Origin of the sequence: Paenibacillus sp. FSL H7-0942 (assembly GCF_045040715.1) — a bacterium.
GTDB lineage: Bacteria > Bacillota > Bacilli > Paenibacillales > Paenibacillaceae > Paenibacillus > Paenibacillus amylolyticus.
In genome coordinates this window covers 5,637,595-5,649,661 of sequence record NZ_CP150279.1, presented here as the reverse complement: position 1 = coordinate 5,649,661, position 12,067 = coordinate 5,637,595, and the positions used below count along the sequence as shown (strand labels likewise).

11 protein-coding genes are annotated in these 12,067 nt (G+C 47.4%); 7 read left to right on the top strand and 4 right to left on the bottom strand.

Features of this window, described 5'->3' with window-relative positions:
• The first annotated feature begins 447 nt into the window (after positions 1 to 447).
• From MHI48_RS24895 to MHI48_RS24875, 5 genes are all read left to right on the top strand, one after another.
• Entirely contained in the window at positions 448 to 906 is a 459-nt protein-coding gene (locus MHI48_RS24895; protein ID WP_036605799.1) for a chemotaxis protein CheX, read from the top strand.
• A 56-nt stretch (positions 907 to 962) separates the two neighbouring features.
• Positions 963 to 1,736: an SDR family oxidoreductase gene (locus tag MHI48_RS24890; protein ID WP_076329011.1), complete on the top strand. Its 774-nt coding sequence runs from the start codon at positions 963 to 965 to the stop codon at positions 1,734 to 1,736.
• A gap of 395 nt (positions 1,737 to 2,131) precedes the next feature.
• Positions 2,132 to 3,505 carry a DEAD/DEAH box helicase gene (locus MHI48_RS24885; RefSeq protein WP_076329012.1) on the top strand — a complete coding sequence of 458 codons (1,374 nt, stop codon included), beginning with the start codon at positions 2,132 to 2,134 and terminating at the stop codon, positions 3,503 to 3,505.
• A gap of 27 nt (positions 3,506 to 3,532) precedes the next feature.
• The gene (locus MHI48_RS24880) at positions 3,533 to 4,285 is read left to right on the top strand and encodes an ABC transporter ATP-binding protein (protein WP_076329013.1); all 753 of its coding nucleotides are present in this window, start codon (positions 3,533 to 3,535) and stop codon (positions 4,283 to 4,285) included.
• Positions 4,286 to 4,287: 2 nt separating this feature from the next.
• Positions 4,288 to 5,505, top strand: a complete 1,218-nt coding sequence (locus MHI48_RS24875; RefSeq protein ID WP_076329014.1) for an ABC transporter permease — start codon at positions 4,288 to 4,290, stop codon at positions 5,503 to 5,505.
• 168 nt (positions 5,506 to 5,673) lie between these two features.
• Here MHI48_RS24875 and MHI48_RS24870 read toward each other — a convergent pair whose 3' ends face one another.
• The 3 genes from MHI48_RS24870 to MHI48_RS24860 form a co-directional block, all read right to left on the bottom strand.
• Positions 5,674 to 5,802 (bottom strand): hypothetical protein, encoded by a 129-nt coding sequence (locus MHI48_RS24870; RefSeq protein WP_017692471.1) that lies wholly within the window; start codon positions 5,800 to 5,802, stop codon positions 5,674 to 5,676.
• 215 nt (positions 5,803 to 6,017) lie between these two features.
• On the bottom strand, positions 6,018 to 7,316 hold the full coding sequence (locus MHI48_RS24865) for an aminotransferase class I/II-fold pyridoxal phosphate-dependent enzyme (protein WP_076329015.1): 1,299 nt from the start codon (positions 7,314 to 7,316) through the stop codon (positions 6,018 to 6,020).
• Between the two features lie 178 nt (positions 7,317 to 7,494).
• Positions 7,495 to 8,112: a pyridoxamine 5'-phosphate oxidase family protein gene (locus MHI48_RS24860; RefSeq protein WP_076329016.1), complete on the bottom strand. Its 618-nt coding sequence runs from the start codon at positions 8,110 to 8,112 to the stop codon at positions 7,495 to 7,497.
• A gap of 152 nt (positions 8,113 to 8,264) precedes the next feature.
• Here MHI48_RS24860 and MHI48_RS24855 point away from each other — a divergent pair, with 152 nt between their 5' ends.
• Both MHI48_RS24855 and MHI48_RS24850 read left to right on the top strand, forming a co-directional pair.
• On the top strand, positions 8,265 to 9,725 hold the full coding sequence (locus MHI48_RS24855; protein WP_405142095.1) for a PLP-dependent aminotransferase family protein: 1,461 nt from the start codon (positions 8,265 to 8,267) through the stop codon (positions 9,723 to 9,725).
• A gap of 407 nt (positions 9,726 to 10,132) precedes the next feature.
• Positions 10,133 to 10,918: an AraC family transcriptional regulator gene (locus tag MHI48_RS24850; RefSeq protein WP_036605807.1), complete on the top strand. Its 786-nt coding sequence runs from the start codon at positions 10,133 to 10,135 to the stop codon at positions 10,916 to 10,918.
• A 347-nt stretch (positions 10,919 to 11,265) separates the two neighbouring features.
• Here the strand turns inward: MHI48_RS24850 and asd are convergent, their stop codons facing one another.
• A complete protein-coding gene (gene asd, locus MHI48_RS24845) occupies positions 11,266 to 12,057 on the bottom strand; it encodes an archaetidylserine decarboxylase (protein WP_047841263.1) in 792 nt (263 codons plus the stop codon).
• Positions 12,058 to 12,067 lie beyond the last annotated feature (10 nt).

Here is a 12,067-nt window from a genome sequence, read left to right as displayed (position 1 = left end):
CCTTGCAGGCAAAGTATCTTGATTATGTAGTGTTTGGTGCGATGTAATCCCGTAACTGGTCATTGTTCCGTTATCTTAAATTATAGGTGATTCAGGACAGCAGAGCAATGAAGGTAATGATCAGGATCAAAAGTAGTTCAAGAGACTGTGAAAAAAACGCGAATACAAGAAATTGATTTTTTTAACAGTTGTGAGAAACAGTAATAAAGTCCTAAATGCCTTATGCCACGCACAACGAACGAAAAGCTTTCTTCAAAAGAAGTGAAAAGCGCTGTTTATTCGCTAGAATCAGCTATAAACATTTGCCCCACGGATGACGATAAATTATAGTACACATGGTTTAACGAATTCTTAATGAATTCTTGTACGTGATAAAGTATAATAAATTTAATGAATATGGGACTTTTGGTGTGTGACCAATAACCCAGTGCGAGGGGGACATAGACAGTGAAAGCGGAAGTGATTAATCCTTTCCTGGAATCGGCACGGAACGTATTCGAACAGCTCATCCAGGTTTCGCCTTCCACCGGGAGTCTTGGCGTGAAAAATGTAGAGTACATTGCAGACCATGTCTGGATCGTGATCGGAATGACCGGACAACTTAGCGGAAACATTGTATTTGGAATTAATGAACAAGTTGCATTGAAAATTGTATCTGCGATGATGGGTGGATTTGTCATTACAGAAATGGATGAAATGAGCAAAAGTGCGATTTCCGAACTGGGGAATATGATCAGTGGTAATGCCAGCACCATCCTGTCAAACCAGGGTGTTGTGGTCGATATTACACCTCCACAAGTGATGAAGTCCGAACATCTGACTACATTTAGTGCAACGAAAGCACTGAGCATTCCTTTGCTGATGGACGGCATTGGTGAGATGGATATTCAGGTCATGATCTCGTAGAATAGAACCATACGCCTGAAAAGGCAATATGTGTTCAATACGGGAGGACATCACGGATGCTGAAAGATCAGGTAGTGTTTATCACAGGTGCATCGAGTGGTATCGGTGCGCTGTGTGCGCAGATGCTGATAGAAGAAGGAGCCATCCCAATTCTGGCTGCCCGTTCACGGGACAAGCTGGAAGAGATTGGTGCCTCGCTGAAAGGGCCGCATGAATTACTCACACTTGATGTTACGGATAGTGAGCAGGTTCAGGCAGCTGTGGATGCGATATTGCATAAATACGGACGAATCAACATTTTGCTGAACAATGCAGGTTACGGGAAATTTGCAGCGATGACAGAGATGTCTGTACAGGAATTCGATGAGATGATGGACGTTAATTACATGGGCATTGTCCGCTGCACCAAAGCAGTGCTTCCACAAATGCTAGAACGTGGCAAAGGTCAGATTGTGAACGTGGCCTCCATGGCTGGCAAAATCGGTACAGCCAAATCCGCTTCCTATACGGCTACGAAACATGCTGTCCTCGGATTTAGTAATGCGCTGCGTCAGGAGCTTCGCAAGACTGGAGTCATGGTGACAACGATTAATCCAGGTCCGATTGATACACCGTTTTTCCATCGGGCTGACCCTTCTGGCAATTATGTGAATAATGTACGCTGGATGATGTTGAAACCGGAAGACGTTGCGGGTCATATGATTCGGGCGATGAAAAAGCGCAAGGAAGAAGTGAATCTGCCAAGACTTGCTTCTGCTGGCATATGGCTGTACCAGCTATTTCCTCGTCTTGCAGATCGATTGTCGCACGGTGTAATGAATCAGAAGTAAATGTGATACGAGGCATCATATACGGAATGAAAGAAAGGCTCCGCCGAGGGGCTTTTCTTTTTTTTGGCGTGTATACATACAATTCTGGAATAAGATTTGGTACACAGGCTTTTTTCGCATATAATGAAAGGTAATGTGATGACAGGCTTCGGTAATATACAAGCAACTTATATGTTCAACTAAACTTTTACACAATAACGGAGAGGACAGAAATAACCTGAAGAAGCGAAGCGTGCACCTTTATCCCCGGATTTTTCCTTTTGAAAAAAAGGAATCAAAAAAATCTGGGGATAACAGTGATCGGAAGGTTGTTCTGTCCTCGTAGTGTCAGTGTAATTACTCCTTAGTTGAACTTATATAACATCAAAATGAATAAATTAAAAGGATGGACATACATGACGAATCAAACATTTGCTTCAATTGGCGTGGAACAGGATCTGGAGGCCGTTTTGGCCAAACATGGCATTAACGAACCTTCACCTGTACAGGCTCAGACGATCCCGGTTATTTTGGAAGGCCGAGATGTCGTATCCAAATCCCAGACGGGAACAGGAAAAACGCTGGCATATCTGTTGCCACTGTTACAATCCATCAAAATGGATATCAAAGGTACGCAGAAACTCATTATTGCACCTACGCAAGAGCTGGCGATGCAAATTGTACGTGAAGCGCAGCGTTATGCGGAAGAACGTAAGATTGGCGTATTGGGTCTAATTGGAGGTGCAGCGGCTAAACGTCAGATCGAGAAGCTACGTGAGCATCCACAATTGGTTGTGGGTACACCGGGACGACTGAAGGAATTGATTACACTCAAAAAACTGAAAATGCACAACGTTTCCACCATTGTTATCGATGAAGCGGACCAAGTGTTCCAACTTGGCGGCGTAAGTGACGTGAACTTTGTACTCAAGAGCGCATTGCGGGACCGTCAGCTGATCTTCCTGTCAGCAACCATTGATGAGCATACGGCTGGACTCGCAAAGCGTGAGATGAAAGAGCCTGTTCAGATCGGAATTGAACCGGATCGAGCTACGGCTGCGGGCCTTGAGCATTATTATTTTGTAGAAGAAAACCGTAACAAAATTGACATGCTGCGTCGTCTGGTTAGACAGTACAATCCGGATCGGGCGATCGTATTTGTGAATGCAACTGAAGATATTGGTGAAGTTGAAGCAAAAATGAATCATCTGGGCTTGTCCGCTGCTGCGCTGTATGGGGATGCTGATAAAGTGACCCGCAGTAACGTATTGTCTGCCTTCCGTAATGGCAAACTTCAGTTGCTGATTGCCAGCGAAGTGGCTGCCAGAGGACTGGATATTGAAGGCTTGCCAATGGTCATTAACTATGACCCTGCCTTTGACTCGGAGCACTATGTTCACCGTGCAGGTCGTACAGGCCGTATGGGACGCTCGGGTATCGTTTTGTCCATTGTGGATGAAACACAGATCTTTATTATGCGTAAATTCGCACGCGAACTCGGAATCGAACTGTCAGAACGTGTACTCTTTGGCGGTAAAGTACTGGAGGCTGACCCGCGTCCGGACACGCGGCCTGAGGGACATTCGTTCTCCAGAAAACCAGGACAATCCAGAGATCGCAAACCAGGTCAGGGCAATCGTAATGGGGGAACCAAAGCTACAATCTCCAATTCGCGTCCGGCAGGTAGCAAACCAACGGGTAATACAGGCCGCACGGAGCGCGACCAGGATCGTAAAAACAAAGGAGCACCCAAGTGGAGTAAAGATAAAACGCCACGCTCCGAAGAATAGAATCTGACGAAAGGGGTGCAGGGATAGATGGAAAACGTTCAATCGCCTGTTCTGCAAATCAGCGGGTTAAGCGGAGGTTATAGTGCCAAACGGCCAGTCCTTCACGGAATCAATCTGGAAGTTGGACGTGGAGAGATGGTCGGACTAATCGGCTTAAACGGTGCTGGCAAAAGCACAACCATGAAACATATCCTCGGCTTGATGACCCCTCAACAGGGCGAAGTGCGAGTGATGGGCAAGAAGCGGGACGAGGATGCGCAGATCTACCAATCGGCTATGGCATTTGTACCGGAATCACCCGAACTGTATGATGAGATGACAGTGATGGAGCACCTGGAGTTTACGGCAAGAGCGTACAATGTGTCAGAGGCTGATTTCAAACAACGTACGGAGAAACTGCTGGAACTGTTCCGTATGAATGAGAAAAGTACAAGTTTATCGACTCACCTGTCCAAGGGGATGCGGCAAAAGGTCATGATCATGTGTGCTTTTGTGGCAGGACCACCACTGTACATTATTGATGAGCCTTTCCTGGGCCTGGACCCGCTGGGTATTCGCTCTTTGCTTGATTTTATGCTGGAGATGAAAGCTTCGGGATCATCCATCCTGCTCAGTTCACACATTCTGTCCACGATTGAAAATTACTGTGATCGTTTTATCGTTCTGCACCGTGGGCAGGTTATTGCTCAAGGGACGCTGAATGAACTGCGCTCCCAATTCGGGGAATCGGATGCCACGCTGGAGCACATGTTCTATTCCCTCGTACAAGGCAGGGATTGAGCATGGATCTCAAGCTGCTATGGAAGCAAAGATGCACAGGATTCTGGAACGGAATTCTTCCTTATCTGGGTTATGTGATCCAGAGCGGTGTAGCTATGGTCTTTTTATTTCTTGTCATTGCGTTCTCCGCCTGGTATACATCGTTTGTCCAGAACATTCCGGCGGAATTTCCGATTCGCTGGGTTGCATTGCTGCTGCTGGCACCACTAGTGCTGTTTAGCAGTTATCGTACATATCTGCTTCCGGCAGATATTGTGTTCCTGCGACCACAGGAATACCGGATGCAGGAGTATTTGAAGAACAGCTTTGCCCGGGGCATCATCTATAAAACTCTGGGCTTGCTGCTTGTATTTGTTACACTGTGGCCGCTCTATGTCAGAGCAGATCTGGATGCACGGCCATTTGGCTGGTTCATTGTGTTCCTGCTGCTGTGGAAAGGGTTGTCCAGTTATGGAGCATGGCAAGAGCTAAGAATGGTTCAGGTCGGTGCGGCAAGAGGATATCGTCTCTTGCGATGGGCTCTGGCAGTGCTGGCGGTTGGCGCTTGGCTGTGGCAGCCACCGCAGCGCAGCGTCTGGTTCCTGCTGTTGCTGGCTGTTGTCTACATCGTCGCCTTGCGTATACCGGTGAAACATCGTGTAGCGTGGGAACGACTGATTCAGGTAGAGCAGGGTCAGGCTGGCAGGGTTATGCGGACGCTTGGCTGGTTTGTGGATGTACCTTCATCCGGACAGAAAGTAAGTTCGCGTCGCTGGCTTAGCAAATTGGGGAGTGGTCTTCCCTGGAATGCAGGGAAAGCTTACCGTTACTTGATAACCAAAACGTTTGTTCGAACCGAAGTGTTCTCAATCGTGTTACGCCTAGTTGTACTGGGCATGTTACTATCCTGGTGGACAGCAGGCAGCTACTTTGGTGTCGGGGTGTATCTGTTCTTCCTGTTGCTTGCAGGTGTTCAGTTAGGTGCGCTGCGTCGCAGTCATAGTGAATCGTTCTGGATTATGATCTATCCAATCTCGGGTGAGAGTCGTCGTTCTCAGGTGTTGGGATTCATATTCCATCTACATGCACTGGCTGCATTGCTCATGTGGTTGCCTATGCTGGCTGCCGGAGCAAGCGGACTGACTGTCACCGGAGTAGCGCTTATTTTGGGTATACTGGTGATTGTGATCATGCGGCGTTCGCAAGGTAACAAGTGGTTGAAGGAAGAAGAGGACGAGTAAACGATCGGACACCTGACCAACTCGGATTATTACATTGGGTTCATCAGTGAGAGGTACAAAAGATAACAAAAGAAGGGTATGCCGGGCTGTATCCCGGTATACCCTTCTTTGTGCTGTAATGGAATCATGCAATCAGATCACTTGGTTCTGCGCAAGTGTGTATTGGTACTAACAGAGGAACGATTTAGTGATGATTACGAGCAAGATGAACAGAACGAGAATAGCACCTGTGTTTGTAAATCCTCCGCCGTAACCGCCGCATCCATAACCGCCTCTTGTATCTTCAACTCCAGACATGGTCATTCCCCTTTCAAGTGGTTGTTTGGCACGCCCTTGCGTACATCGTATATTATGTGCCATGGGGGTAGGCTGATTGGGCCGATGCCCGGTAAAGCCAGAAATTAAAGCTTTTGGGCTGATAAAACACAAAAGAACCCTTCGTATATTCAGTGACATGAAGCGTCGCCGTTATACAAAGGGTTCTTATATTATTTAGGGTACAGGTCTGTTAATTAAGTCGTCCGCAGATCCTGAACTCCACGATAGATGGTTTCATACAGATCTTCCAACCCGGATTCTTCAATACAGGAGAAGGCGATTCGAAGATCCGATTCACCCAGCGCGATTGTACCCACACCATATTTGTGCAGCAAATGGCTTCGAAGTTCTTCAGCGCCAACTTCTTTCAGCTTCAGGCACATGAAGTAACCGGAGTTGAACGGATAATAGTCCCATGCATCTCCATACTTGCCGCTATCGAGAATGGCTTTTACCTTATTGGCACGGCCTTTTATAATCTCGAACTTCTCCTGTTTCTGTGCTTCAAACTCCGGTGCTTTGAGCGCATCCAGTACAAAAGTCTGGGAAGGATGCGGGCCACTGGAGATCGTTGCCCGGATAATACCGAGTGTTTTTTGCTCCAATGCATGCAGAACAGCTGCATCTTCATGGGCATACGTAATGAATCCAACGCGGAAGCCCCATACGAATTCTTCCTTGGTTGCACCATCCACTTTTACGGTCAACACACGTGGATGAATGTTGGCAAGTTTGCCAAACAGGGATTCATGAATGGAATCTTCGAAGAACAGTCCGAAGTAGGCATCATCTGTTACAGCAACCACGTTAACACCGGCTTCAGCTGCCTGAAGAATCGTGTTCACAATGGCATCTGCTTCTTCGGCTCCAGGCGTATAACCTGTTGGGTTATTCGGGAAGTTGAGCAGAACGATCGCTTTACCTTTGTCCTTTTGATCAAGCAAAGCCTGAAGCAGACCCTCACTGTTGAAGTTCAACTGATCATCGAACAGGGGATAATGAACCAACTGGCCATGACGACGAATTCCGAAGGTCAGCTCGTAATTTTCCCAGTTTTTATCCGGATATATGACAGCGTCCCCTTCATCGGCGAACAGGTCGGCTACGATACTTAGTCCATGGGTTAATGCATTGGTTACAATTGGATTGCCAAACGTTTTGCCTTCCAGAGAAGGTGTTTCCTTCAGCATCTTGTCTCTCCAAACGGTCCGCAATTCAGGTTTGCCTGCAGGTGGAGCGTAAGGATACAGATCCTTTGGTTGGAATGCAGACAGCTTCTCCTGAATAACCTGAAGATGCATCGGCACACCACCCTCCAGGGCGATACCAATCGTGGCATTATGGGTCTTGGCCAAGCTTGCTGCTTCAGCAGATTGACTCAAAATCCCCTCTTTAGGAAAATAAATTTCTTTGCCAAGCTGTGACAGCATGGAGTAGACGTGACTGCTGCCTGTCTGAATACTTTCGTTCAACTGTTCAGCCAGTGGATTCATTCTTTTCATCCTTCCAAGTCTTTGTGATTCAACTGCCTAACATTATATCACCTTGACATGCCCCCGTCACGGAAATTACGCAATATGACAGTTATATCACTTTACCGCGTTGTTGCAGAGGGTTTTCGGGTGGGTTATCGTTGTATTCGACCTTGGAGTAATCCTCAAGAAATGAAACTTATTGCTGATGAAATGGACAGTATTTCCGCATCATTTCAGCAGTTTCGGCATCTCTTCCTTCATTGCGCTGTTCCAGTTCACCACTGATATGATCGAATCGTTCACTCGAGAGGTTTTGTCCAAATTTAAACTTGGCGCTGATCCGTTCAGGACTAATTCGGACTACGGCTACAGCTTTGAGGTTTCCTGTGTAACGCGAGTCAGTAGCGTCAATGGGTACATATCCGCCTTGCGGCTGGAGTTTTTCCATAAATCGTTGCAGTACCTTACCTTTGATGTCCAGATCTTTAACCGGTTCAGCCTGACCAAAGGCCATGACACTTTTGAAGAAAGAAGTTGCCGGACAAGCCAGCTCAGGATCACTGAAGTAGGATGGAATCAGGGAGAACTCTTCAGCTACTGTGAAACTGACCGACGAATCCTGTTTGATCTGTTTCATCTTCTCACCAGCCAGACTGCCGTGGAAATAAAAGCAACCGTCCATATATACGAAATTCAGCGGTGTAACCCGTGGTTGTCCTTCCGGGCTGACCGTGCCCAGAAACCCGAAGGAGCACTGATCCAGAAATGCGGTAATTTCCTGTTCTTCATCTACTGTGAATTCTTTCCGTCTCATGTGTATTCCCCCATCATTGAATGTATAATAGAACGCCATATCTTATGGATAACAATAGTTCATACATTGACAATGAAATAGATCCAATTTACATTCACTTTAGTAGGCCAATTAGTCAGGGATAACAGATGAAGACAAATGAAGAGAGGTGCATGATGGAATTGTGGCTGCCGATGGATACCTATGAACTTCAGCATCGATACAAGTATGAGGCACTGTACCATGCGTTACGTGATGCCATTCATGCAGGCACATTGGTGGGAGGCACGCGGCTTCCTTCCACCCGTGAGTTGGCAAGGCAATATGAGATGTCACGTGGTTCGGTAGCTCAGGTATACGACATGTTGCTTGCGGATGGTTATGTCCATGCACATCGGGGAAGAGGTACATTTGTCACCGAAACATTATCCACTCAGGAAAATGAAAAACAGGAAGCCGTTCTCAAGTTGTCTCCCTGGGGCGAACGAGTACAGAGGTTGAATACGCAACATGAAATCCTGCGGACTCAGATGTCTTCACCGAAGGCGTCCGTCATTAATTTTCAAATGCAGCGCATGCCTGCAGAACATTTCCCGTTAGGGGAGTGGAAGAGTGCACTCGCTGCGGTTCATCGCAGTGGTTGGCGAGAATCAAGCGGTGTAGCCGGTGATCCGGAGCTGCGTGAGGCCATCGCCTCCCATCTCAGATGGACACGTGGTATTCAGGCTGAACCATCTCAGATTGTATTGTTCAGTGGTTCAATGCAAGGCATCACCCTGCTATCTCAACTGCTGATTACGGAGAATACAGCAGTTGTATTGGAGAATCCGGGTTATCCAGGCATCGCCCATGCCGTCAAGTCCTGTGGTGGGCATATCATCTCGGCAGAGGTGGATACCGCAGGCATTATACCTCAGCCTTGGGAGGCACAGACGTTATTTGTCACCCCTACCCGGCAGTTTCCAACAGGGGCCGTGCTGGGATTGGACAGAAGACGTGCCTTGCTTGCTTGGGCCTCAAAGCGGAATGCGGTCATCATTGAAGATGATTATGACAGTGAATTCCGATGGGGTGGAAGACCAATTGAACCCCTCAAAGTGCTTGATCGTGAACAGCGCGTCATCTACGTTGGTTCATTCTCACAAACGATGGTGGCTTCGTTTCGACTTGGCTACGCCGTCCTGCCACCTGGTCTGGTAGAACCTCTGCTTGCCGCCAAGGCGTTGTATGAACCGGTACCTCCGGCACTGCTGGAGCAACGCGCACTGGCAAAGTTTATGACCAGAGGAGGTTACCTGAGACACTTACGGCGGTTAACCCGGTTATATGGGGAACGGCATGATTTTTTTGTCCGAGAGATGGAACTACAGTTGCCGGAAGCATTCAAGATGCAGCTTGGTGATGCAGGACTGCATATCTACGCTACCTGGAATGGGGATGTGGACAGTTATCAGCGATTTAAAAAGCTTGCTGAGGAGGATGGCGTATTGTTCCGTGATGCAGAGCGATATCGTTTGACTTCAGGTCATCCGGCGGCCTGTTTTGCTTTTGCACATCTGGAGAAAGAAGAGATGACAGAGGGAATCCGGCGAATGCGGCTAGCCTGGGAGAAGTGCACATTTTCGTTTCGGTGAATTCCGCTGTATAATGGGATAAGACATTTCGCTCCTGTAGGAGCAGAGATCATATATGAGCAAGTTGTATTTAATCATGCTATACAAGTTGAACAAATTATTTACACGAAAACGTAGAGGGCAGAAATAACCTGAAGAAGCGGAGCGTTCGCCTAAAAGCTTTCTGAAGGAAAGCTACATCGGAAGCATACGCTATCGTCAGATTTTCACCTTTGTAAAAGTGAATCAAAAAATCTGGGGATAACAGCGATCGGAAGGTTGTTCTGTCATCGAAGTGGCAAGTGTAAATGTTCTTTAGTTCAATTTCTATAGATACTGAAATACATATGGCCTTGATTGAAGAAGTGAGATTCAGATCAGAATGATGCCATATGCAGAGAGATTAACTATCAAGGGGGAGTGGCGACATGCTGCAGGCATCGCCGTCATCATTTGTTATTTTGCCCGCTGTCGCCAAAATTGTCTGTGAACCGGGCTGGAAGTGGCAGAAACGGGAAAAACCGATGCAAAACTATGATTTATTTTATGTATGGAGTGGTGAAGGAACGCTTGTACTGAATGACCAGTCGTATGAAGTTGGCAAGGGGAGTTGTTTTTTGTTCAGGCCAGGAGATCATCCTACTGCAACACATAATAAGCAAAAACCGTTGGTACTTACGTATATTCACTTTGATGTGGACGTGCCTGTTGCTGACGTTCCCCAGTCCTATCGCGAGGTACAGGAAACGGTAGAGTTTGAGCACTTGCTGGCACGTTATGTAAGACTGTTCTTATCGGATGTGTACGGACGTGATGAAGAGAGCCGATTGATTCTGAAACAATTGATGATTCATTTGCTTCGCGCTGATACGGAAGAACCTGTGGAGAAAAAGGTAAGCAACCAGTTGTCCGATGTCATCCAGGAGGTCGCCAATTATGTGCGTCAGCATCCGGGGATTACGCATCGGGTGGAAGATCTGGCTGCGCGGGCTGGCTTATCGCCCCGATACTTCTCGATCAAGTTCAAGGAACTGGTGGGATCATCGGTGCAATCTTATATTATCCGCATGCGTATTGAACGGGCGGAACATCTGCTGGTGCATACCGGCATGAATGTGACCGAAGTGGCGGATGCTCTGGGCTACCGGGATATTTTCTTCTTCAGTCGTCAGTTCAAGCAGTATACCGGCAAAAGCCCGTCCGAGATTCGTTAAAATTCTAATGAGAAAAACAGGAAACCGTTTCAAGTCTGGAATGCAAGGGTAATTATCTAGCATTCCAGATGACCAAAAGGGGGAACTTGTGATGAACGGAAAACGTCGGGTCCGCAACCGGGGATGCTCTACGAAGGGATGCAATATTTTCCGGAACCGTCTGCGTCGCTTCAAACCGGCAGAGGACTTGCAAGATGTGTGGTTTTGAGGAGAACTCAGCAGACCAATAACGACGGAGCGAGGCTTCGTATTGCATGTATATATGGATGAATATGAATTCATAAAGAGGATGGCGCAATACCTGGTTACAGGTGTTGCGCCATCCTCTTTATTTGCGTATGGACTCATTAGTTCTTCGGTTTCAAACGACCAAGCAATGCACCCATTTTGACCGAATCGCCTGGCTGTAAGCCCGGGTTTGGTTCGAATGTGCCACTCTGCGTCAGCAGAACAACGGTGGAACCGAATTCAAAATAGGCCAGATCATCGCCTTGTGCCCAGGTACTTGTGTCCGTATCAGCATATTGTATGCTACTCACGTTCATCGCACCTACTTTGACAACCGCCACTTCACCGTAATCATGTGCGATATACGTAATGAGTCGTTCGTTTCGACTAAGCACGGATCTCATATGGGTCAGGCCAAAGTCATTCACGGGATAAACTTTGCCCTTGATGTGTTCGCTCTCTATTTTGCGGCCGCTGACAGGTGCATGAATGCGGTGATAATCGCGAGGGCTGAGATAGAGGACGAACCCGTACCCGTGCTTGTACTTCTCCAGATGGGGAGAATGGTTTAATAATTCAGCAAGTGTATAATTTTGTCCCTTAACATTCAGGAGTGTCCCTGCAGATATTGGACCGGCTGCCGTAATCTTGGCATCTACCGGGCTGATCAGTGCATGCTCTGAAAGTTCCAACGGGCGCATGCCCGGCTTTAATTTGCGGGTAAAGAAATCGTTCAGTGAACGGTATTCCTTCCAGTCTTTCTCGGCCTCCTGAACAGGGATGTCGTAGGTCCGGACAAAATAAGGGATAAATGCCTTACTTCCCCGGCTTTTGGAGAAGGCTCCCACGGTCCGGGAGATCCATTTGCGCGAAGAAAGCTCGGTCATTAATCGCAACAGCGTTTTTGCCATGAATATCCCC